The organism is Paenibacillus sp. Y916, assembly GCF_056786435.1.
The window spans coordinates 1-21623 of record NZ_JBXCJA010000008.1 but is presented as its reverse complement, the minus strand read 5'-3'; the positions used below and the strand labels follow the sequence as shown (position 1 = coordinate 21623).

The window sequence follows — 21623 nt, the reverse complement described above, 5'->3', positions numbered from 1 at the left end:
ACTGGATTTCAATCGGCATGAACTCCCGGAAGTTCAACACTTATCTCTAGAAAGCCGCCTACTATGGAAGCACTTGTGCTACCACCCAATTGCTCGGCTAGAAGCCTGACAATGGACAACCCTAGACCTGTGGTTCTGCTCTTTGCTTTATTGGCAGTAAAGAAACGTTCAAAAATCCGATTAACATCCAGTTCAGAAGTATTCTTCACGTGATTTCTAAACGATATGACCGCATTTTGCGCAGTCCGTATTTGTACCTCTATATCTCCATCGGAATGCCCGACGCAGTTGCGGATGAGGTTCTGAATAATTCGGTTGACCATTTCTTTATCAGCATAAGCAAACACAGGTACATTTCCCTCAATATGAACCGCTATATTGTTTTCTTCAAGCCAACCAAATACCAAAAGAAGACAAGTATGAGTTAATTGAACGCATTAAAAAACTTAGTGAAGAAAGAGATATATTTCACCTCTACAATAATATGTGGGATTTAGGACAAATCCACCTTGATTATTATCTTGGCGGTAAGGAATATAATGAAACGCTAGCGGAAACAGATGGACATGGGCGTTGGTTCGAATGGAAACAAAAATAATTAGTTCTCTATAATCACTTTTGGTAATTCACCAAATTGCTCTATATAGAGTGAACCAAAGTCTTCAAATTGCCATATGCCGTTATTTTGAGTCATGTGTACTTGTAATCTTAAATCTTGACCTAATGCATAAGCAACATTAGCAGTGAAAGTAAAGAAAAGTTCTTTGTTCTGCTCATCCATACGCACGTCACTAGTACCCCAGTAGAAAGGTCGAGAGTATTTCATTTTATTTTGTGTTATATACTGAAAGCTTTCTTTCTGCGATGCCTGTTCACTAACGCGCTTTAATAGATTCTTCCAAGATTCTTCGGTTGCATCAATAACATGTTGGCTGTCTCCTACTCCATAGAATAATATAACTTCTAACACTCTAGCTTGTTCTTCAACTAGTTGATCTATATTGAGGTAGGTTTCATTGATAATTTCAGCCTCTACTAGCTTTCCTATTTTTTCATCAAGATCGATTTTAAAGGTAAGTTGGTGTGCTTCAGGTGAAGGGCTAAATACTATTAAATGTTCGGAAGTATTTGAAGGTTGAAAATCACTGTGGACAGTCAGCTCTTCAAGTTCAGTTTCACCTTCCTCTGTATGAACGAGAAAATGTAATGGGAAAACATCCTTGTTTTCGGTGACAACAAAAACGCGAATATTCCTCGTTCGATGTTGATGTTTATAAAACTCATTTTGGTTTTCTCTCAGAATAAAGAGATCGAAGCCCTCGAATTCGATGGTTTCCCATTCCCAAGCTTTCACGTCTTCTTCTATATGTGTGGCTATTTGTGAGATTACATTCATATCGCCGTCCGTATTAGAATAAAGTACATTAAAGTTGCCAATATACCTCTTAGCGTTATCATTGGTTTGTAGCAAGGCTTCTCCGTCAGAGTGTAGGGTCAGTGACCCATATCTCGACTTTCCTTGAATCTGGAGATCTGTATACTCTTCTTTTTTGACGTAAATTTCAGATGGTTCTATCTTCTGCATTAATAGAGCCTTGGGAATTAAAATATCCTCATGTGGGGAACCTGACTCCGACTGTATTTTGTTCGAATTGTTATTGATCAGTTCTATCTCCTCTATGGAGGGAGTATTAAGGGCAACATCTTTACTACATCCAACTAAAATCGTAACAATTAAAATCAAGCTGATCCAGCCGAGTGAATTTCTTGATTTATACATGGTATCCCTCCTCTACTCCGTTAGAGTATCGATCTATTATTCATTTTATCATTGAGTGTCTTCGTCACTTCTGTATTCTAAAATATCACCAGGCTGACATTCTAAAGCCTTACAAATCGCCATGTTATTCACCTCAGACTATGAAGTCATTTTCTGATTTTATATCGATGGCTTCTTGTAAAAGCCTTTGAAGAACAGCAGCGAAGACCGCAATCACCATTGAAGCAAAAATAATGACCAATCCGATTACTATGATACCTGGAGCGTCGTCCATCTCTGCCATAAGATAAAAGAGTGGCATGCCTAGAACATACAAGATACTAATTGAGATTGCACAGTATTTGATAGTCTTTAATGCCTTTACAGATAAATCCGAAAAAGCTTGATTCTTATCAATATAGCTTAAAAGTTTAAAAGCTTGATACAGAGCAAAGTAAAAAGGTATCGCCGTTGCATACAAATCGATTAAAATGAGATATTTCAAAAAAGTCATATCTGGATACAATTCTACTGCAAAACTCGCTATCTCAGGCACCACAAATATGCACAAAGCAAGAACTGGAATTCCAATAAGAATAACAGCTATCTTTAAAAAGAGTGTTGTTCCTCGTTTCATAAAATGCACCTCACTAATTTATTGTTCATTTGACTTTAACATGGAATTTATCGTTTCACAATAAATTTTTACCGAATTGAATCATATTAGTGTTTTTTTGAACCTGTGTGTTTAGTTTCACAAAAAATATAGAGCATTCCTCATTACAAAGAAATGCTCCATGACTTTAAGCTATTCTATTAATAACTTGTTCAACTAACCTGTCGATCCATTGCTGTCGGCAAGTCTTCCCCTGATGTTTATCAAACTATTGTGTCCCGTTAGTTGAATGGTTTACTTAACTGTTCATTTTAGGTATTAATCTTATTCTTATACTTTCAAAAGCAGCAACTTTCTCCTGTACTTCTTGAGTATGAAAGTATTCCGCACTTCTTATCATGTAATCCTCGAAATAATCCAATAGTGCTTTGTTTTGAGAACTTTCGCTTCTTATTTTTTCAAGTACTCCAGTTATTTCAGCTATTATTTCTATCCCTTTCCGTTCTTCATCTTTTAATTTATTAAAGCTTAGATACAGTCTTTCATCTTCAACCGCAATCGAGTCAGAATTATTCTCATATAAATAATCAAAAAATGACGAAAAATTAGCAAGCATATCAAAGATGTTGGGGTTAGTACTTATGCTGCTAATTTGGTTATAGTTGTTATATGAAAATAACGGTCCATACAACAGCGTTAATTCTCGATGCATATTACTTAGTTCTTGAAAATCTCTCGCCAAATAATTAACTGGTCTTCCTACCTCGCCAAAGTATAATTTTCTATCAGTGATTACTTGAGTGAGTGACCTATCAATGGAACCAGTTTTATTATGTGAAAGATAATCACTTAAAGCAACGCTAACGGCAACCTCATAATTCTTTGTTTTTTTGTAATTAATTACATTCATGCTTACGGATATCATTAACAATGCAACGGCTAGTATGGCTACAACCTTGCAGATTTTCAAATATTCCGCCCCCTTATCTCTAATAACTTTGCATCTTCTTAACTTGTTCGAACCCTCTTGATTGTGACCAGAACCCGTTGTCGTTCATATCTTCACTTTTCTTATACGTTCACATTCACTGGAAAGTTCTGTTTAACTGCCTTGTGTCGATATTGAACTAATCTGCACGTTAGCGTAACGAAGGGCTGCCGTTTGGCAGCCCTCATGAAATTGAACTATCGTACCCTTTAGCTTAACCAAGAAATAGTATGGGGGGTCATTTTGCCAAAGTTCACTTTACCATCCATTCACCTATTCTTTGCTAAATTTTAATTCTGACTTATTACTAATTATTGTACCAGTGTTCATACCCTCAAATATTTCTCTCATTGAGCCAATTTTATCAAAATCGAAAACATGAATCGGTAATTGGTAATCTCTAGCGAGTATAAATGCTGACTGATCCATAACCTTTAAATTAAGATGTAAAATGTCGTTATAATGCAGTGACTCATACCTTTTTGCATCTTTATTAAACTTGGGATCTTGATCGTAAACACCGTCCACACCTTGTTTTGCAACAAGAATTGCTTCACAGTTAACCTCAATTGCTCTTTGTACCGAGGGATAGTCCGTAGTCACATAAGGTTGTCCATTACCACCAGCAAATATTACTATATACCCTTTCTCTAAATGATGAATCGCTCTTAATCTAATATATGGTTCTGCCACGGAAGTAACTGGTATTGCCGTCATAACACGTACTTCAGAACTTGTTTTTGCTTTTAAAACACCTCTTAGCATTAAACTGTTTATTACCGTAGCTAATGTTCCAATGTTATCTGCCTCTGCTCTTTCTATCCCCCAATTTTCTCCCATATTCCCTCTAAAAATGTTTCCTCCGCCTATAACAAGAGAAATTTCAACCCCGAGACTTAGAATTGTCATGATCTCATTTGCAATATGTTCTAATCTTTCTGGATCGAAACCAAACTCATTACTTCCAGCTAATGCTCCACCACTTAGTTTTATAAGAACACGTTTGTACCTCATCTCATTCACCTCCAACAAAATAAAAACACTAAAGCAATGACTGCTTTAGTGTTTTTTAAATAAAGGAATATGGTTTAACTGATCTAAAAAGTTGTTCGTCACAGACAACACCATATTCCAACACCTTCCATTTCTATTATTTATAATATAAGACCGTAAGACAAAGTGCAATATAGTTTTATTTTTGATAGGCTTTTATTTGTGTATGGCAGTGCATAGCTATTAAACTCTTCTGCCCGTTAGTTTAGAAAAAGCAGCCGATCACAAGAAGCCGCGGTTCTTGTAGCCGCCTGCCATCCTGGCACACCAATTTGGCCTAAACCGCGTAGAGAAGTCCGTTATCGATGAGCAGGAATGGCAATATCATAATCCGAATTACTCGGATGTCCTATTTTTAGATGCAGGTTTTGGATTATTTCCCTCTAAATCGACCACAAAAAAACAAGCCGGGCAAATCTCGGCTTGTTTAGGCGATCGTTTATTCGGAGTACTGTAGGGCTCCAACATATTTCCAGATCATTCATTGCTTAGGCAGCACTTTCAGGCGCTCAAACTCCTTGATGATTTGGGCATCGCCAAGAAATATGTTTTTTCCTCCAAGCTCGGAACCCATGGCCAGCTTATCCCCGGATGCTCTATGGATGCTGACCGAATCGCCGGTAGAAAAATTAACTGACATTCCATGGGAGAACGTTTCCGGAAATGTCCGGGGCAGCGTAACTTCAACGCCTTCTGCGGTGATTTTCTTGAGGATGCGGCAAACCGTTCGGATCCCTTCCTGATCCTGCTTATTCGTTCCGATCAGCGGTTTATACATGAGATCCCCATCCTTAATATCTACAGACACGACCGTATCGGTAGAGCATGAGGATGCCATCTCCTGAAAGCTGCGCTCCTTGGGAAGCGCCTTTCGTTCTTCTTCATAAGACGGTCGTTCGTAGGACAGTCGTTCTGATTGGCCGTTGTTGTTTTGGAACGGACTGAGATAAGCGAAATCCAAAACGCCGTACCCCACGTCCCCGCCAAAGCTCAACGAATCCCCAGGATATGGCGTCTGGTTGTCATGCGCATATGCCAAATCTTTTCCCGTCAGGAGCTTATCGGCAAGGAACACAGTAGAGCTGTCTTTCAGGTCGATAAGTGTCAGCAGGCCGCTGCGTTTGGGCCGGACTACCAGAAAATCGGTACCCACAGCCTGGACGCCGAACACGTCGTCCTGCTGGGTCAGCTCAGGCAGATCATACGTTGAGACGACTTTCCCTTCATCGTTATATACCAACACGATCTTGCCGTCCGTCAGGACCGTATATTCAATCCAGCCGTTTAGATCATAGACCTGATAATACGACGTATTTGGCTCATACCGTTGGTCATAAGACGCATGTTTCTGCTCGACGATCCGGTTATCGCGGATCAGAAGAGTGTAGACTTCATAATGGGGATGGGGACTGGCATATCTATCCTCTAATGTCAGCACCGTATTCTTACCTTGCCTGCTAAGGTACTGAACAATAACCGTACCCTGCAACTGCGCATCCAGCTTGCCGATGGGAAGTACATCGGACTGTTCGTCTTTGCCCATATACAGGTCATGGGTCGTATGATTCAACCATATCGCAAACGGGTTCAGCTTGAGGTAATCGTTCGGCTTCGTCATGCGTACGTTATGTGTGGCCGCCTCCCATTTAACTTCCGCTCCAACAGCCTCCGAGAAAAAGCGCAGCGGTACATACACACGCCCATCAACCATTCGGAGGGGCGTGGACAGAGCGACTGGTTGCCCATTTACTGCTGCGCTGGTCGAGCCGAAGGGAATTTTAACCGTGAGTTCCGGATACCTCATCGTCACCGTTTTGGCCTGTGTGTTCCAGGACACCAAGGTTCCGAGTAGTTCCCCGATATCCCGGACAGGCAGATAAACCGTACCTTGGTCTAGGAAAGGAGGCGTTTTCGTCTTTGCCACTTTTCCGTTAATCGTGATGTTGATGTCGTTTTTTACAGATGTAGCGTGGGCTTCGGATTTGTCCGCCGATACGGGTAGCGCGATGACAAATGCTGCAGCCGTGGCTAGAAGCGTCGCCGGCAGAAATAAAGACCATCGTAATTTGAAGCGCATCTCGCAGGAAAACTTGGTTTTTAAGTTTTTATTCATCTGTTCATTCCTCCTTTAAGGTGGTTTTAAAAAATTAAATTCTATTGCCCATTTATTTTTGGCTTTTTATGGGTACTCAGCCGGAAAATATTGTGAGTGTTGGACCGTTTCTCGAAGCATTTTCGGACTTATTGTGTTTCCTTTGGTTCTTGCTTTACTTTCACAGTGGTGGGCAAGACGGCAACCACGTGGGGGAACGACTCCTTGATGCTGCAGCATGGCTCCCTGAACCTTTAAAAAAATGAATGAGCTGCGTCTTATTTACTTTTGCCTTTTTACAGTAACTGCAGATTTAATTTTCATGGGAGCTTAACTTGCTACTTTATTTTCTTGTTTTTCCTCTATATAATTCCCCAGCATATATACCATCTTTCCATACTATCTCGCCATCACCTGATAAAGCCTCAATTTTGAGGGGATCTGGTTGTCCAGGGGCTTCTTCCAAATAATAGAAATAGGTAAACCAATATCGTCCTTGCTCTGTTGAAATAATTTTTGCTTGTTGATTTAATGTGTTTTGTCTTACCATCACATTTTTTGTTTCGTCATCAGTAATTAACCCTGCAAACGTCAGTATTGGAATGTTAGGATCATTAGTCATTCCCCAAGTAAAACCATCCTTTGGATTTAGTTCGGCATTCCCACTAGTGTTCCAGTATTTTTTTTTATTAGAGAAGAATGCATGGCGAAATCCCGATTCGTCTTTATACAGGACAATCATTCCCTTTTCCACATCTTCTTGATAAAGTAACTCAAACGTTTTAGGCTGTGTTTTCTCTAATAACATGTCAATTTTATCCTCTCTCGAAATTGAGCATCCTGTAATAAAAATCATTAAAATAATAATGAAAGATATCCTTCTCACCAAAATCAACACCACTTTTCTTAGAATCCCTTTGAAACAGCAACTCCTGAATGTTGCTATATATTTTGACGTTAGCACACGATAAAAGTTCCACCTTTTCACAATTTATTTGTACTGTCCTTAATACGCTATCCTGCCCGTTAGCTGAGCGGGTTTCCAGTAATGCAAAACAAGCGATGGATCGGTTCCACCGCTGTTCAATCGCATCCCTTTAGCATTATAAGCGAGATTTATTACATCTAACGATTAGATTCAGAAAACTGAATCGATTGGATCATTTCAGTTGACGGGTCAAATTGAATTGATACAAAAACCCCAAACTCGTTACCTTCTTTGCTTCTAATCCATAGTTTGAATTTCTCTTCAGACTTTTTTGGTGTTAAATTAGTACGACCAATGTGCTTATAATCAATTATGTCTGCTTTGTAATGTTTTTGTGTTTCCTCTACTGCAATTTTACCCCATTTTGCGTATTCAGGTGCAGCTTCTACTGAAACAGTAGAAATAATTAGAAGAGTTAATAGTGATATCATCAATTTTTTCATAATAACCGCCCATCTGGAGAAGTTTTCAATAATATCTCCTACATTATCCAGATATATTCTTAATCAAACCTGCCCGTCAGCCATACATGCAGCCTAAGAGCGGGCTGCACCACAGAGGATGAAAATGGATACCTCTGTCTATACTGTTTGTACGGCTGGCGAAGAAGGTCGATAAGCTATGGTGCTATAGAGCCCAACCGTTAGTCTGACTCCGACCACCACGGTGCATCACAGAATGTCGCACCCTATATGGGTAGCACTCATGGGGGATTAATCCTTTTTTGGTTGTTGCACCAGCCTTGCCTTTTTGTTTGTTGTATATGATGTTCTTTGTGCTTAAAAGATCTAACAATCTCTATATGATTACTCAAGGGGCTCAGCCTTTTTTAAAAAAGTGTTATTCTCGGTCTACTTTATTATGCTCTTTTTCAGGGTTTGAGCTAATTTAATTTTCATGGGAGCTTAATGAAAATAGGAGCAGCTGCCACAGCAACCTGCTCCTTTAACTTACGTATCCCGTTATCGAGTTAGCTTAACTTTAATGTCGGAGGCGAGGAAGGAGTAGCCCAGCCTACTTCTTCTTGTTTAAAGGAATCTCAGCAATTACCTTGTTTCCCAAAAGCACAAGCAATGTAGAATCGAATGCCGATTTCCGCACCTCTTCATAATCTACGCCCTTCTTAATGGCATATTCAAGACTAAGGGTTCTTTCCTCTTCGGTGCTAAAATTTCCTGAATCACTGCCACCACGTATTTTCATTTTTACATACTTTGTATTGGGTTCCAGCTCCATAAGTGATGCAAATGCGTTATTTGGTCTTACAGCAAAATTTAATACTTCGCCGTGATGAAACAAATGATGACCAGGCGAATCCCCAAAGAAATCCACCATGTGACTTTTTGCAATAAGCTAGCTAAACAATATGTACTTTATCTCACTATTGTGAAGTTTTCCTCACCTTCACTAATAGGCAGATTAATAATAGTCAATTTCTTGACAGATGCCCGTTTCAATGACTGCATACAATTGACCAGAAAAGAAATTTGCAACTCTTCCCCTTGTAACTCTACTTCCACACTTCCATCTTTTGAATTTTTTACCCATCCCGTTAATTTCATTCTTTGAGCAATACAATGTATTTCCAAGCGAAACCCTACCTTTTGTACCCTTCCAGAAAAGGTCACTTTCTTTCTGACTATAGTGCTTGATACAAATGTCGGAAGCCTAATGCGATTTGCATGCCGAATGACATATCCATCTCTTACTTTCTTGAATACACTCATTCTTTCGTGCCCCTTTTTATAGATATTTCATTTTCAGATTGTTGAACACTTTTCAGCTAAACTTCCCATTGAAAAACGGCTGCCAATCGGCAGCCATTTATTCTTGAACTATTGTGTCCCGTTAGCGTAGTCCTACAAGATAAGTACGTTTAGTATTCGTATCCCTTTGCCTTTGCGAATATCTTAATATCAGTAATAGCTCCTGAGTCATCTTGGCTTACATTTCGTAGTGTTCCTTCAAGGGTAAAACCAGCTCGTTCTGCTACTCGGATGCTAGCTACATTTCCGGAACTACAACGAAGCTCAATTCGTTTCGCCTCTAAATGATTAATTGCAAAAGACGTAATTCCGTTAACTGCCTCCGTCATTAATCCCTGTTTTGTATGTGAAGTTCTCAGCCAATATCCAATTTCAAACTTACGAATATTCCAGTCAAAGCGATGAAGCCCACTGCTTCCAACAAATTGACCCGTGTTCTTATCAATTAAGTGTAGAACTAAATCTGTCCGTTCCAGAAAGTTAAGTCTAGCTTTACGGACATAAGCTTCTGACTCATCAAGTGTAGGAAGATTCTTTACAAACGGTAACCACGGACGCATCTCATTTACACTTTCAGTTATTGCCTCGTTGATTAAGGTTCCATCTCCGAATTGAGGAGCACGTATGATTAATCGCTCTGTCTCAAATGTTTCTGGAAATGATAGCAAAATGGGGTTACCTTTCATGTTAAATCCTCCTTTTTCTACTACACAACCGTATTACTGATCATTTTTAGGAAACCATTCTTATTCGCGGTATCAATTAACCGTTGAATGGATTGTCTTGCGATATCGCTAAATAAATACCATTGGTTTTCAGTAGCATCATAAATTAAAACTTCTGGGTATCCCTTTAAGCTTTCCTCTGGAAAATATTTTAATAAAGTATAAATATCAAAACGCTTTAGACTATTACCTTCTAGGTCCAAAAAATCATATTGACCTTCTTTATAATAAGATCCAGGAGTATCGATGGTATACATCCACGAATAATTTGCAGGAAATTCGACTTTGCTGCTTTTGTTGTCTACAAAAATATTATAAATGGTTTCGTTATATGCGTTCCCATTAATTTGCTGTACTACGCCGCCCATAGTCATATGGTATTCATGTTGCAACGCTTGTACTTTTACATCATCGATGACCAATGCCTCGCAATCAACAGTAACTATGGAGTTTCTGTAATTGACCTTACAGCCGAATGTTTCTGAGAGGAAGCGAAGTGGAACCATGGTACGGTTATCCTTTATATATGGTTTTACGTCAAGCAGAGACGTTTTCCCGTTTTTTATTACGGTATTGCTATGCAGGTTTAGCATTACTTGCATATTGTTTTTAGTAAGGGTAACTTCAGAATCCGACCAATCGACATTAGCTCCCAAATTTTCACTAATAACACGCAAAGGCACCATTGTACGGCTATTCCTAATTTCGGGTTCCACCTCGGATGGAATAACAACATTGTCAACCTTGATTTGAATGTTAGTTGCAGCTGCATAAGTAGGTATGGAAGTAATCACTAATAGAAATACAAGAATAATCCCTGAAAATATTCGTTTCATTTTTAAATAACTACTTTTTATTTGTACTAAACCAACAGGTTAGCTAATCGCTTTGCAAATGTCATATTCGGTTAGATCGATATCTAATTCCATTCCTAGCGCTAACTTAGCCAACTGGACTCCGATATAAGGGCCCATCGTCAATCCGGAGGCCCCGAGACCGTTTACCGCAAGAAGTCCCTCCCAATCTGGAATGGCGCCTATGACCGGAAGAAAATCGGCTGTAAAAGGACGGAAGCCTACCCTTACTTCCTGAAATGTGCTCTCTGCTAGATCAGGTGCGAATGTAAGACTTTTCGATGTAGGGACGGATAATAAGCCGCTCTGTTTCTAAGCGCATCGTAGATAATGCTGTTTCCAACTTCGATATCCCCTAATCTATAGTAGTTGTACATGTATCAGACTAAAGTACGTAATTTGGCATAGTTACTCCTTCTTCTTGTTATAGACGGTCTTGGAATCATTTAGTTACGAAAAACGGTCTGTTTACGAAAAAAACTGCCGATCCATTGGACACGATAGCGTAATCAATCATGTTTATGCTCTTCGTCCTCATGAATAATCCAACTCACTGCCTGAATGCGCCCCTGGTATCAACTTCGCAGGTACTACCCCTGGTCGAGAAAAAAGGACCCACTCCAGATCGGATGGGTCCTTGCTTCATTTTCTTACGGCTTGGCGGTTCCAGTAATCTTCTCGAAATACGGGGCCAGCTTGGAGCCGAGCTGCTCAAACTGCTGCTGTTCTTCTTTGGTCAGCTTCTCCTCATGTTTGACCCCATTTTCATCGGTCATCTTCACCTTTAATTGCATCAACTGCTTGAACAACTCCATATACTCCTTGAATTCGTCTTCCGTAAGCTTGCCTTTTGCTGCTTGAAGCATTCCCTCAATCTCTTGATAATCTTCTTGTGTACCACCGCGCTGTTCAATGGTCGCAGAAGAACCGAAAATATCATCGGCCAGATAGGAAGCAGCAAATACGGCAGACGGAATCAGGATTGCTACTGCGACAATACCTGCCAGCATGCGTTTTTTCATGGGAAATCTACCTCTCTTTTCGTTTAGATAGTGTTGATAGGACTGTTGGACACGTCCATACAAATCGGGTGGGCAGTGCATCGAATCTGCTGCCTGGCGTAGTTCTTCACGCAATTGCTTGTCAATGGACATACACGTCTCCTCCCGTCATTTCGTAACGTTTCCGGAGTTCTTTCAGTGCCAAATGATGCCTGGATTTCACTGTGCCCACAGGGATCTGCAGCATGTCTGCGATTTCTACCAGAGCATAGTCGTGAAAATAGCGCAGGATGACGACCACACGTAGTTTGTACGACAACTGGCGGACAAGGCTGAACAGTTCATGCTGCATTTCGGACTGCAGGACATCTTTGTCCGTCCAGTCGAACTGCTGTTGACAAGTCATCTGACGGTTTCGTTCAAAGAGGCGAATTCTCCTCCATGTCTTTCTTTTCCAATCCTGGACCTGGCGTACAGTGATCCCGTGCAGCCAATACCGGAACGGCCGGTTCGAGTCGTACGTGTGAGATGACCTCCACATGCGCATGTAAATTTCATTCACAATATCCTCAATGTCCTGTTTGTTGTAGACGAGAAAAGCAACCGTCCGATAGACGTCTTGATGAGTCGCCTGATAGACAATCTGAAAAGCCGACTCGTCGCCCAACGTTGCTTTTTCAAGCCACGGAAGTAACTCTTTATCATTCATGGGGGCCCCTCCTTGACATGTTACAACCCTTAATTCGCTCTCACGGGGAAAAAGGTTCAGTAAGAGATTAAACTTTTTTGACGATACTCGTCAGGTATATCGCTAATTTTTTACACGTTTGGTGAGGTAACCCCTATTCGAACAAACCTGCCTGTTAGCGGAAAAGACCTGCCGATCCATTACTGTCGGCAAGTCTTCCCCTGATCTGTATTGAAATATCGTGCCCGTTAGTTGAACGAGGTTTGAACTGTCATTTATGTTTTTTCATAAAAAACGCCCCCGAATCAATAAGTCAATTGGGGCAACAGGAAATAAACTTAAATTACACCATCCTTATCCTTTTAAATATTAATATCAATTATTATTGCTAGCTTAAGGGAACCTCATCAAGTGGCTGAAACATGAACGGCATCCCATTTATGTAGGCTCTCAATATTGCTTGTGCATAGGGTTGCTCTTCGATCAGACCTTCAGTCTCAATCGCAATCTCCGCATGGAAGCTGTATGCCTCGATGATCGACATGATGAAGAAGCACTCCAATATCGGAATGGAATTCTCGTCCATTTTTCTGACCTGCTCATACCCATCTATGAAAAGCTCTCTTTGGGGAGGAAGTAACCCCATGATCGACTGGGCCATGTCATAGAGATGATAGCCGAAACCACATCTACCGAAATCGATGGCATACGGTTCGTCGTCGTAAAAAACGACGTTGCCATTGTGTAAGTCTGCATGGATCATCCCATAATTACTTCCAGTGGGTTCCAGCCTTTCGAGATGATTTGCCACTTTAGCTGCGGCCGTGGTGTACAATTCAAAGGCTTCATCTGAAATGAAATGTCGGTAATGCCTCTGCAAATGCTCCCAGTCCCTTAGAAAGCTCTCTCTACCCCAAGAAGGGCGCGCAAAGCCTTTGTATGGACAAAAATCGGAGCTTGCCTCGTGAAGTTGCGCCATCAGTGCCCCCATTTTTCGGATGCTCTCAACCGTAAGCGCCCTCTTATCCAAGCGCTCACCCTCGATCCATCTCAACAAGGTCGCATAATATCGTTGCCCGCCACTTGTAGCGGTATCTGTGATGAAAGCCCCTTCTCGGTTCAGTACGGCTTCGGGCACGACAAGACCTTTATATCTAAGAGTCGCCAACCATTCAAGTTCGGATACGGTTTCCTCGCGCGACTTACTCAACGGGTGAATGCGGAGCAAGAACTTCTCTCCCTCGCCGCTCTCTATGCGGAAAGTAACATGCTCAGATATTTGGATGAAATGGATGGAGCTCCAGTCCACCTCATATTCCTGCAAAACGTTAAGTGCCGATTGTTTGGTTTGCTTCAGCGTAAGACTCCGATTTGTATCGCTATCGATTCGAAAGCCGGTATCCATAGTAAATCCCCCCTTTTAACGTTCTCTTATCATTGTAATAAACAAGATTCCTGCTATTAGAACTATACATCTAGGTTTGCTTCTGAAGAGAGGTTTTAATCTACTTGTATTGAATTATAGTTTACCGTTAGTTTTACGGGAAATTCCTTGTTTCATAATGTTTTTATTAAAAAAAGTGACAAGTCATCATCAACACTAACTTGACTTCCAGGTTCAACTGGCATGTTATTGTACATTATTCCTTTTCCATCGGGGATAAAACCACGCTTTATGTACAGCCTTTGTGCAGTTCCATAGTCAGCATACAGTCCAAATCCAATACCAATAGTTTTGGATATAGCGAAAGCATCTTCTTCAAGAGCCTCAATTAATACACTTCCTATCCCACGTTTCCTGAATGGGGGGATGACGTCAAAATTTTGAATTTCAGGTATATCGTTTTCAAAAAAATAAGGATATTGCGATTTATATACTACATGTCCCCATCCTACAAACTCATTCTCATAAAACACTAAGAGTGTAACTCTTTCATGATTTTGGTTTTCTTCCCAACAACTCTTTACATAATCAAGAGGTTTGCTTATGTCATGACTAGATAATCCCATATGTATAATATCAATGTCGCTCTGTGTCATTCGACGGATTTGTAAAGGTAAACTCATAGCGTATTTTCCTCCCAAGTAATTAGATGAAACTATTATATATAGTAACATAGTAATTAGGACTAAACTGGTAAAGAACAATTATTGTTAAACTATCCTACCCGTTAGCCATACATGCAATTCAACTGTCCACTGGCATACATTAAAAGTGAATTGACCAGAGTTTATAAATCAAAAAAGGAACAATTTAGAAAAAAAGTGTAGCCTCCTCCGTGAAAATCCTTTATTCTATTATGAGCATTAAATGATCTGAGAAAGGGCTGATAATGTTGTACGTTCCAAAAGCTTACCAAATGAAGGATAAAGAAACCATCCTTGAATTTATTGAACAAAATAGTTTTGGTGTACTTATTTCACAAGCAGGTAAGATAACAGCAACGCATCTTCCTTTTCTAGTCAGATCGGAAGGTGATGAAATCTACCTCTATAGTCACATGGCTAAAGCAAATCCGCAATGGATGGAGTTGAAGGAAGAGGTACTAATCATCTTCTCCGGACCTCAAAGCTACATAACCCCCTCTTGGTATGCTGAAAAACAGGTACCGACATGGAACTATGTCGCTGCTCATTTATATGGTCAGTTCCAACTCCTCACCAGTGCGGACGATGTTATGGATATCCTGTCTAATACAGTGAATCAGTATGAAGCAGGTTTCACTGAACCATGGGACTTGAGTGGCGTTAGCGAAGAACATGTTAATCAACTCGTTAAGTATATCGTTGGATTTAAAATAAAAGTTACACATTGGGAAGCTGCTTGGAAGTTACATCAGGACTATACTCTAGAAACCGTTAAGGGCGTTATACAAGCTCTGGAACAACTCGATGATGATAACTCAACAAAGTTAGCCAACTTGATGAGAATAAATAATACTCATATTACGTAATTCAGGAAACCTCGGAGCTCTACGGATGGATGATTGAACTAACGTTTCCCGTTAGATCAATAGTTTTCTATAAAATCATTATTGGATTACAGTATTATTTTCATCAAATAAAGTTATTTCAGCATGGAGAGTTTCTTTTAATCCACTTGGTAGTTTCTCGTACTTCACGAACTTTTCGTCCTTAGAAACATCTGTTGTAATAACAAATTCTTCATGTGTTAGTTTGACTGACAAATGGTCTATTTTTAATTCGGGGTTTTTACCAATTAATATTCCATACGCACCTTTATTTGTTTCTATTTTTTCATAGGATACTACATTAGTGCCATAACCTGACCGTTCAATCTTGAGATTACCGTTCAATCCTTTAATCAATTGCGAATATCCAATATTATCATTTTCCAACTGAAATAAAGCGATATAGGAATCTGAATTATCTAATCGCACAACATCTACAACATTAGGTATAATTTCTTCTGTACTTCTTCTATTTAACCAGTCTTTCAAATTAGATTGTATGGATAAATTATCGTTATTAACTTGGTACTGATTAAAATAATACAATGAACATCCAATACAAAGCACTATAAGAAATAAGGCATAATACATTATCTTTTTGGTTTTAGACAATCAAAACACCCCCATAAATTAAGACGCTTTATAGCTAGTATAAGTTTCTCCTTTATATTCAACTACACTGCCCGTTAGTTGAACGGATTTCCAGCAATGAAAAACAAGCGATGGATCGGTTCCACCGCTGTGCTATCGTGTCCCGTTAGTTGAATTGAAATTTTCAATATAAAAAAAGATATGAATATTTTTTTATATCATGATAACATCCAATATGTAGAAAATAACAGATAAGAAAGGAAGAAAATCAAGCTATGGATATTAAAATCGAAACTCTACCGAATTATCGCATTGCGTATGTACGACAAATTGGACCCTATGGTCCTGCCAATGTTCAAGTAATGCAAGAATTAAAAAGATGGGCGATGGAGAAAAAATTACTTACTGAATCGGCTATATTATTCGGAATTCCACACGACAACCCGCAAACAACACTTCCTGAGAAATGTAGATATGATGCATGTATTGTGATTGCAAAAGATAACCAAATTGATGGTTTTGTCAACGAAAGTGAACTCTTTGGTGGAGAATATGTTATTTTAAAAATCAAACATACAGCAGAAGATGTTCAAAGAGCCTGGTCAGAAATTTTCCCAGCTATAAACGAAATGGGATTTTACCCTGACGACAAGCCGATCTTAGAAAAATACTCTGGTAACAACAATGACTTTTGCGAAATATGTGTTCCAATAAAACGGTTATAATTAACGAAATCTCCGTTATTAATAAAACTGTAGCCGGTCGTGCTGACCAGCTGCCTTTTTGTGCTTATTGAGCAGTTTAACTCTTAGCGAATAAAGATAGTTGCATGCGTAGACTTTTTTTATCAACCTTATCCACAGCAGTTCGAGGGAGTGTATCGAGAACAAATATCTTAGTCGGCCATTTATACCGTGCAAGGCTAGGTTCGCAAACTGCCCACAACTGTTCCAGTTCTAAGCTACCGTAGTCTCGCAGAACTATACAAGCAACGAGCTCCTCTCCTTCGTCGGGTAGTGGAAGTCCAATAACAGCCGCTTCCGCAACCTGTTGATGTGCCATGATCACTTGTTCCACTTCAGGACAGTATACGTTAGAACCACCTACGATGATCATATCCTTCAGACGGTCTAATACAAATAGATAACCGTCAGCATCCAGACAACCCTCATCGCCTGTTCGAATCCACCCCTCGCTCATAGTTTCACTAGAAGTCTCTGGTTGGCGCCAATACCCTAACATCGTCTGAGCACCGCGAACAACGATTTCACCAGGCTCATTTTCTACTGCCTCCCGTCCATCAGCGGTGATAACTCGAACCTGAAAGGCTTGTTCTCCCTGAATGGCTAGGTCGGCGGGACGACCTACTGATCGAAGACGAATCGGATCATCTATATGATGTATTGGTAGTAATCGACTTATCGCCATCCCACATTCCGCTTGTGAATAGTTGTTGACGATCAACGCTCCTGGGAACTGTGCAACCGCACTCTCTAGAGTAGCCGGTGAGATGACGGAGCCACCACAACCAATTATCTTGAGACTTTGCAAATCTCTACCGGTAGCGGAAACCTCGCTGGTTAGGTCACGAAGCAATTGTCCGACCGTGCTGAGGTGCGTAATCTGTTCGCGTTCAACTGTCTCAACTATACACTGAACGTTAGCCGGATATTCATCGAGAAAGACCAGACATCCCCCAGCTGCCATGGTCGCCCACAGTTGGAATTGCCCGACTAGGTGCGATAGATTAAGCACTAGCACTCGACGCCCAATATCATATCCGAACCCAACGGAAGGAGTTAATTGATTCCAGGCTGCCATTCCACGATGCGAATGCATTACCCCCTTCGGTCTACCTGTAGTTCCTCCTGTATAAATAAGTACGGCTGTATCATCAATTTTACGGTCACACGTACCAATTGATGGTGATGTAAGATCCTTTTGTAAAAGAGATCTCAACAAATTAGAACTCGAACCTTCTTCAGTGGCAAACAGTGTCGGAGAGTTCGAGAGAAGTTTTACAGCGGAGTAGGCGGTTTCGGCGTGACGATTGTCATGGATTAGGAAGTTCGGTTCAGCGTCATCAAGAATAGCTGCAATTTCCGGAGGGCTTAGCAACGGTGAAATCGCAGTTGGTATGACACCAATCCCAACCGCAGCATAGAGCACAACAACCATCTGGGGATCAGGATCCCCGAGAATAGCAAGTCGATCTCCTGGCCGAAGACCCTCGACATAGAGAGCACTCCCGAGCTTTTCAGCGTGACGATGAAGCTCCCCATAAGAAATAGTCTGCCCATATCGTAAAAGTGCTGGCGCATCAGAAAACAAACTTGCTGCCAATGGTAGTCGTTCAAATAGAAACAATTCAATTCCCCCTTAATCTAGTTGAACACTAGGATTAGTGAGATTATAGCATATTATTGAAAATAATAGACATAACACTTTTCTATTACTTTCATTAGCTCACCTAATAAATCACTGAACTAATCTCCCTCTACGAAGAAAGCATTAGCTCTCATTTCCTCCTGTTTTCTTAAGTTTTCATAGCATCATTGGTATTTGAGCATAAGTGTCTCATGAAGGACAAAACGGTAAAAAGCCTAAAATGAATAGTAAACCTCTTCACCTTCAAGAAAATCACAACAAAGCGTCCTGCACAACTTTGCAGCGTGTTCTTTAATCCAACCATTCTTATTAGGATCGTGAATGAAAAAGACATAACTAATGAATATATCCATAAAGATTTGCCCTTCAATATATCGGATATCAGAAAAGGAAAACTCCGTTTTAGATGCGTAACCTTCCAATAATGTCTTTCTGAACTCGCTTTTAAGCATGGAAGAAGCACTTCCCACATCAAACAAGTAATAACCATATCTGAAAAGACAAAAATCTATAAGTATCGGGTTTTCTTCTGACACAATGACATTTCCCAGTTGCAAAACAGCATGAACATGCCCCCATGAATTTTCCCTTGAGTCAAGTTCTTTTAGCTGTTCTTGGACTAATGTAAGTACTTTTTTGATAATATCGAAATTATTTTGATTGAGGAAACCTTTGTTTACTCCTTGTTGAAGTTCTGTTAATACCTCATCGATCCTTTCAGCATTATAAACAGGCCGATGTAATTCCACTGGTTTCAAAGTCTGTGAAAACTCATGCAATTTAGCTAAATTTCCACCTAATCGATAGATGATTCGGTCAATATGTGCTTCAGCTAACGAAAGAGTCGAACCATCAATCCATTCAAGAAGAGTTGCGAAAATGGGACCTAACTGGTCAGAATGATATTCTGTAACTAGTTGGCCCGCTTTGTTTACAACAGGTTTCTGAGCACCCCTCTAGAAACCGTTAAGGGCGTTATACAAGCTCTGGAACAACTCGATGATGATAACTCAAAAAAGTTAGCAAACTTGATGAGAATAAATAATACTCATATTACGTAATTCAGGAAACCCCGGAGCTCTACGGATGGATGATTGAACTAACGTGTTCCGTTAGCCTAATAAATACATTAGACCAGCAACTGCAAACGAAACGACTCCTGCTAAAGCAGACCATGTAGCAACTTTCTTCTTTATTTCACGTTCTTCCTTAGGCTCTGAGTAAAAATTACCTCTTTGTTGGTAGCCAGTCGTCCATGCTCCAATGCAAAGACCAGAAACAAAAATGAGAATAAACCCTAGATAGATAAAAAAATTCATAATTCATCTTCCTTCCCAATCACCCTAGTTTTTAATAAAACGTTTATTACAGGGAAAGGTTGCAAGCGAGTAAGTGAAGTTCTTTTACGTTAAACTGCCCGTTAGTTGAGCAAATAAAAAAACGGCTACCGAAGCAACCGCTATTCCACTATCGTGTCCCGTTAGTTGAACAAACAATGTCTATATATTGCTCTGTGACGAGTCCGGAGTTTCCAAAATTATGAATTATATATTTCTCTGTTTAGATTCACAATATCTTTATGTGAAAATCCAGCTGAAAACTTCTCCATGACCTTATCCCGTAGGAATGGTGCTTTTTCTTTATTTGCCTTTTTCAATGCTTCCGCTAGTTCCTCTTTTGTTAGTTCTGTACAGTATGCAGGAGTTCCTGGCTGTTGTCTCCACGAATCACTTAAAGAACCACTGTCTACTGCATCGAAGCCTAGCTCGTTTACTACGTCCATGATTATTTGTTTTTGTGATACGTCATTACCAGCAATCGCCATGGCAATGCGACCACTAGTACCTTCGGGGGTTCCTTTATTTTCTAAAGTATAAGCTAATTGATTGTTGAAAGCTTTAACGATAGGTCTTCCTAATTGATTTGAAACCCAAACACTTTCAACGATCCCGTTCTCAATTTCTTCAATTTTATTGTCTCTAAAAGGATAATAATTCGAAGTGTCTACAGCGATTACTTCCTCTCCAGCTTGATCTACAATGTTACGAATGCTAGGCATTACATGAACAGGGATAGATATTATAAGAACATCAATATTTGTTATTACATCTTCTACACTCACAGGTGTTCCAGCAATCTCTTTTCCTTCTAAACGTTCAATTCCTCGAGCATCTGCAATTTTGACATCATGTCCATTCTTAACTAATTTTTTAGAAATAATTGTCCCTATTGGTCCTGCACCTATAATTCCAAATCTCATTATTGTTCCTCCTAAATATAGTGTTACTTCTTTTGTGACTTTTTAAAGTATTGATTATATAATAAGCTTAATACTCTATTTTTTGAAGTAGGCAATAAAAATTGACGTAGTACACTTTTTTGTACTCAACAGAAAATAAAGGTGATATGATGGCTAGAATATGTAAGGATGGATTTGAAAAAGAGTTTATTAAGGAAAATAGAGACCTCTATGGGATTGCTTATACTCAAAACATGCTATCGGGTCGTTGGAAATGTCTCATACTTTGGTTTCTAAAATCAAAAGAATATCGTTACAATGAAATTAAAACTTTTTTATGGGATATTTCACAAGGCTCACTTACAAAACAACTTCGAGAACTAGAATCCGATGGTTTAATTGAACGTAATGTTTTTCCAGAGGTACCACCACGCGTTGAATATTCGTTAACACCAAAAGGGAAAGAATTTATTCCTATCCTCGATTTGATGGAGGATTTCGGGAAAAAACATGGAGAAAAATAGAATAATAAACGCATATAACTGCGGACCTTATATCCAAATATGTTAAAGCGATTGAACTACTCACCACTTAACCGACCTTACGGTCTGTTTGAAGTGGGAGATTCCTAAGAACACCAACCTAACGGTTCGTTTTTGATTAGGCGATCCCCGTCATTCCAACGGTTAGAAGTCTTATGGCTTCAGTTTTAATATTGATTCCTGCGTTAATATCTCTTTGATGATGGGTATGGCACTCTGGGCAGTCCCATTCACGTAGTCTGATATTTTTAACGTCTATGTTTTTGTAGCCACAACTTGAGCAGAGCTGGCTGGAAGGAAAGTTTCTAGCAACGGTAACGACTTGTTTTCCCGACCATTTCGCTTTGTATTCAATCATACT

At 39.8% G+C, this 21623-nt stretch carries 25 protein-coding genes and 3 pseudogenes; 4 read left to right on the top strand and 24 right to left on the bottom strand.

Features of this window, described 5'->3' with window-relative positions; genetic code table 11:
- Positions 1-8 precede the first annotated feature (8 nt).
- A complete protein-coding gene (locus AC1TO9_RS16620; RefSeq protein ID WP_482059989.1) occupies positions 9-323 on the bottom strand; it encodes an ATP-binding protein in 315 nt (104 codons plus the stop codon).
- 68 nt (positions 324-391) lie between these two features.
- On the opposite strand from AC1TO9_RS16620, the pseudogene AC1TO9_RS16615 reads away from it, so the two are divergent.
- Positions 392-598: pseudogene (locus tag AC1TO9_RS16615) on the top strand (DUF2332 family protein); the annotation flags it as partial.
- Here the strand turns inward: AC1TO9_RS16615 and AC1TO9_RS16610 are convergent.
- From AC1TO9_RS16610 to AC1TO9_RS16530, 17 genes and pseudogenes are all read right to left on the bottom strand, one after another.
- Complete coding sequence (locus tag AC1TO9_RS16610) at positions 599-1780, bottom strand: hypothetical protein (RefSeq protein ID WP_482059898.1); 1182 nt, start codon at positions 1778-1780, stop codon at positions 599-601. It abuts the pseudogene before it with no gap.
- Between the two features lie 48 nt (positions 1781-1828).
- Positions 1829-1903 carry a helix-turn-helix domain-containing protein gene (locus tag AC1TO9_RS16605; protein WP_482059988.1) on the bottom strand — a complete coding sequence of 25 codons (75 nt, stop codon included), beginning with the start codon at positions 1901-1903 and terminating at the stop codon, positions 1829-1831.
- A gap of 10 nt (positions 1904-1913) precedes the next feature.
- On the bottom strand, positions 1914-2396 hold the full coding sequence (locus AC1TO9_RS16600) for a DUF2975 domain-containing protein (RefSeq protein WP_482059897.1): 483 nt from the start codon (positions 2394-2396) through the stop codon (positions 1914-1916).
- Positions 2397-2673: 277 nt separating this feature from the next.
- On the bottom strand, positions 2674-3345 hold the full coding sequence (locus AC1TO9_RS16595) for a hypothetical protein (RefSeq protein ID WP_482057899.1): 672 nt from the start codon (positions 3343-3345) through the stop codon (positions 2674-2676).
- Positions 3346-3636: 291 nt separating this feature from the next.
- On the bottom strand, positions 3637-4377 hold the full coding sequence (pyrH, locus tag AC1TO9_RS16590) for a UMP kinase (protein ID WP_482057898.1): 741 nt from the start codon (positions 4375-4377) through the stop codon (positions 3637-3639).
- A 520-nt stretch (positions 4378-4897) separates the two neighbouring features.
- A complete protein-coding gene (locus tag AC1TO9_RS16585) occupies positions 4898-6529 on the bottom strand; it encodes a copper amine oxidase N-terminal domain-containing protein (RefSeq protein ID WP_482057897.1) in 1632 nt (543 codons plus the stop codon).
- Between the two features lie 322 nt (positions 6530-6851).
- Positions 6852-7316 (bottom strand): hypothetical protein, encoded by a 465-nt coding sequence (locus AC1TO9_RS16580; RefSeq protein ID WP_482059896.1) that lies wholly within the window; start codon positions 7314-7316, stop codon positions 6852-6854.
- Positions 7317-7633: 317 nt separating this feature from the next.
- On the bottom strand, positions 7634-7939 hold the full coding sequence (locus tag AC1TO9_RS16575) for a DUF3889 domain-containing protein (RefSeq protein ID WP_482057895.1): 306 nt from the start codon (positions 7937-7939) through the stop codon (positions 7634-7636).
- Between the two features lie 571 nt (positions 7940-8510).
- Positions 8511-8831, bottom strand: coding sequence for a hypothetical protein (locus AC1TO9_RS16570; RefSeq protein ID WP_482057894.1), 321 nt, complete (start codon positions 8829-8831; stop codon positions 8511-8513).
- 38 nt (positions 8832-8869) lie between these two features.
- Complete coding sequence (locus tag AC1TO9_RS16565; protein ID WP_482059895.1) at positions 8870-9223, bottom strand: acylphosphatase; 354 nt, start codon at positions 9221-9223, stop codon at positions 8870-8872.
- 149 nt (positions 9224-9372) lie between these two features.
- Positions 9373-9948, bottom strand: coding sequence for a GNAT family N-acetyltransferase (locus AC1TO9_RS16560; RefSeq protein WP_482059894.1), 576 nt, complete (start codon positions 9946-9948; stop codon positions 9373-9375).
- 20 nt (positions 9949-9968) lie between these two features.
- Positions 9969-10823: a copper amine oxidase N-terminal domain-containing protein gene (locus tag AC1TO9_RS16555; RefSeq protein ID WP_482059893.1), complete on the bottom strand. Its 855-nt coding sequence runs from the start codon at positions 10821-10823 to the stop codon at positions 9969-9971.
- 39 nt (positions 10824-10862) lie between these two features.
- Positions 10863-11123, bottom strand: a pseudogene (locus AC1TO9_RS16550) (NAD(P)/FAD-dependent oxidoreductase); the annotation flags it as partial.
- A 368-nt stretch (positions 11124-11491) separates the two neighbouring features.
- A complete protein-coding gene (locus AC1TO9_RS16545; protein WP_482057890.1) occupies positions 11492-11995 on the bottom strand; it encodes a DUF3600 domain-containing protein in 504 nt (167 codons plus the stop codon).
- Complete coding sequence (locus tag AC1TO9_RS16540; protein WP_482059892.1) at positions 11985-12551, bottom strand: sigma-70 family RNA polymerase sigma factor; 567 nt, start codon at positions 12549-12551, stop codon at positions 11985-11987. The genes AC1TO9_RS16545 and AC1TO9_RS16540 overlap by 11 nt, the downstream gene beginning before the upstream one ends.
- 367 nt (positions 12552-12918) lie before the next feature.
- Complete coding sequence (locus tag AC1TO9_RS16535) at positions 12919-13935, bottom strand: phosphotransferase enzyme family protein (protein ID WP_482059891.1); 1017 nt, start codon at positions 13933-13935, stop codon at positions 12919-12921.
- A gap of 152 nt (positions 13936-14087) precedes the next feature.
- Positions 14088-14597, bottom strand: coding sequence for a GNAT family N-acetyltransferase (locus AC1TO9_RS16530; RefSeq protein ID WP_482059890.1), 510 nt, complete (start codon positions 14595-14597; stop codon positions 14088-14090).
- Positions 14598-14863: 266 nt separating this feature from the next.
- Between AC1TO9_RS16530 and AC1TO9_RS16525 the strand changes: the two genes are divergently transcribed.
- Positions 14864-15484 (top strand): FMN-binding negative transcriptional regulator, encoded by a 621-nt coding sequence (locus AC1TO9_RS16525; RefSeq protein WP_482059889.1) that lies wholly within the window; start codon positions 14864-14866, stop codon positions 15482-15484.
- Between the two features lie 78 nt (positions 15485-15562).
- Here AC1TO9_RS16525 and AC1TO9_RS16520 read toward each other — a convergent pair whose 3' ends face one another.
- Entirely contained in the window at positions 15563-16114 is a 552-nt protein-coding gene (locus AC1TO9_RS16520) for a hypothetical protein (RefSeq protein WP_482059888.1), read from the bottom strand.
- A 254-nt stretch (positions 16115-16368) separates the two neighbouring features.
- Here AC1TO9_RS16520 and AC1TO9_RS16515 point away from each other — a divergent pair, with 254 nt between their 5' ends.
- Positions 16369-16818: an AraC family transcriptional regulator gene (locus AC1TO9_RS16515; RefSeq protein WP_482059887.1), complete on the top strand. Its 450-nt coding sequence runs from the start codon at positions 16369-16371 to the stop codon at positions 16816-16818.
- A gap of 76 nt (positions 16819-16894) precedes the next feature.
- Here AC1TO9_RS16515 and AC1TO9_RS16510 read toward each other — a convergent pair whose 3' ends face one another.
- The 4 genes and pseudogenes from AC1TO9_RS16510 to AC1TO9_RS16495 all read right to left on the bottom strand — a co-directional run bounded on the left by AC1TO9_RS16510 (position 16895) and on the right by AC1TO9_RS16495 (position 20741).
- Complete coding sequence (locus AC1TO9_RS16510; protein WP_482059886.1) at positions 16895-18460, bottom strand: class I adenylate-forming enzyme family protein; 1566 nt, start codon at positions 18458-18460, stop codon at positions 16895-16897.
- A gap of 236 nt (positions 18461-18696) precedes the next feature.
- Positions 18697-19371, bottom strand: a pseudogene (locus AC1TO9_RS16505) (phosphotransferase); the annotation flags it as partial.
- Between the two features lie 222 nt (positions 19372-19593).
- Positions 19594-19800 carry a DUF5316 family protein gene (locus AC1TO9_RS16500; RefSeq protein ID WP_482057886.1) on the bottom strand — a complete coding sequence of 69 codons (207 nt, stop codon included), beginning with the start codon at positions 19798-19800 and terminating at the stop codon, positions 19594-19596.
- A gap of 218 nt (positions 19801-20018) precedes the next feature.
- Positions 20019-20741 (bottom strand): NADPH-dependent F420 reductase, encoded by a 723-nt coding sequence (locus AC1TO9_RS16495; protein WP_482059885.1) that lies wholly within the window; start codon positions 20739-20741, stop codon positions 20019-20021.
- 149 nt (positions 20742-20890) lie between these two features.
- Here AC1TO9_RS16495 and AC1TO9_RS16490 point away from each other — a divergent pair, with 149 nt between their 5' ends.
- Positions 20891-21244 carry a winged helix-turn-helix transcriptional regulator gene (locus AC1TO9_RS16490; protein WP_482059987.1) on the top strand — a complete coding sequence of 118 codons (354 nt, stop codon included), beginning with the start codon at positions 20891-20893 and terminating at the stop codon, positions 21242-21244.
- 136 nt (positions 21245-21380) lie between these two features.
- On the opposite strand, the gene AC1TO9_RS16485 is transcribed toward AC1TO9_RS16490, so the two are convergent.
- Positions 21381-21623: zinc ribbon domain-containing protein (locus AC1TO9_RS16485; RefSeq protein WP_482059884.1), on the bottom strand; the 243-nt coding region annotated here is incomplete at its 5' end.

Bases quoted from the DNA above. Each gene is read 5' to 3' on its own strand.
- AC1TO9_RS16620 (WP_482059989.1), bottom strand. From the start codon at position 323: ATGGTCAACCGAATTATTCAGAACCTCATCCGCAACTGCGTCGGGCAT.
- AC1TO9_RS16610 (WP_482059898.1), bottom strand. From the start codon at position 1,780: ATGTATAAATCAAGAAATTCACTCGGCTGGATCAGCTTGATTTTAATT.
- AC1TO9_RS16600 (WP_482059897.1), bottom strand. From the start codon at position 2,396: ATGAAACGAGGAACAACACTCTTTTTAAAGATAGCTGTTATTCTTATT.
- pyrH (WP_482057898.1), bottom strand. From the start codon at position 4,377: ATGAGGTACAAACGTGTTCTTATAAAACTAAGTGGTGGAGCATTAGCT.
- AC1TO9_RS16585 (WP_482057897.1), bottom strand. From the start codon at position 6,529: ATGAATAAAAACTTAAAAACCAAGTTTTCCTGCGAGATGCGCTTCAAA.
- AC1TO9_RS16580 (WP_482059896.1), bottom strand. From the start codon at position 7,316: ATGTTATTAGAGAAAACACAGCCTAAAACGTTTGAGTTACTTTATCAA.
- AC1TO9_RS16575 (WP_482057895.1), bottom strand. From the start codon at position 7,939: ATGAAAAAATTGATGATATCACTATTAACTCTTCTAATTATTTCTACT.
- AC1TO9_RS16570 (WP_482057894.1), bottom strand. From the start codon at position 8,831: ATGGTGGATTTCTTTGGGGATTCGCCTGGTCATCATTTGTTTCATCAC.
- AC1TO9_RS16565 (WP_482059895.1), bottom strand. From the start codon at position 9,223: ATGAGTGTATTCAAGAAAGTAAGAGATGGATATGTCATTCGGCATGCA.
- AC1TO9_RS16560 (WP_482059894.1), bottom strand. From the start codon at position 9,948: ATGAAAGGTAACCCCATTTTGCTATCATTTCCAGAAACATTTGAGACA.
- AC1TO9_RS16555 (WP_482059893.1), bottom strand. From the start codon at position 10,823: ATGAAACGAATATTTTCAGGGATTATTCTTGTATTTCTATTAGTGATT.
- AC1TO9_RS16545 (WP_482057890.1), bottom strand. From the start codon at position 11,995: ATGTCCATTGACAAGCAATTGCGTGAAGAACTACGCCAGGCAGCAGAT.
- AC1TO9_RS16540 (WP_482059892.1), bottom strand. From the start codon at position 12,551: ATGAATGATAAAGAGTTACTTCCGTGGCTTGAAAAAGCAACGTTGGGC.
- AC1TO9_RS16535 (WP_482059891.1), bottom strand. From the start codon at position 13,935: ATGGATACCGGCTTTCGAATCGATAGCGATACAAATCGGAGTCTTACG.
- AC1TO9_RS16530 (WP_482059890.1), bottom strand. From the start codon at position 14,597: ATGAGTTTACCTTTACAAATCCGTCGAATGACACAGAGCGACATTGAT.
- AC1TO9_RS16525 (WP_482059889.1), top strand. From the start codon at position 14,864: ATGTTGTACGTTCCAAAAGCTTACCAAATGAAGGATAAAGAAACCATC.
- AC1TO9_RS16515 (WP_482059887.1), top strand. From the start codon at position 16,369: ATGGATATTAAAATCGAAACTCTACCGAATTATCGCATTGCGTATGTA.
- AC1TO9_RS16500 (WP_482057886.1), bottom strand. From the start codon at position 19,800: ATGAATTTTTTTATCTATCTAGGGTTTATTCTCATTTTTGTTTCTGGT.
- AC1TO9_RS16495 (WP_482059885.1), bottom strand. From the start codon at position 20,741: ATGAGATTTGGAATTATAGGTGCAGGACCAATAGGGACAATTATTTCT.
- AC1TO9_RS16490 (WP_482059987.1), top strand. From the start codon at position 20,891: ATGGCTAGAATATGTAAGGATGGATTTGAAAAAGAGTTTATTAAGGAA.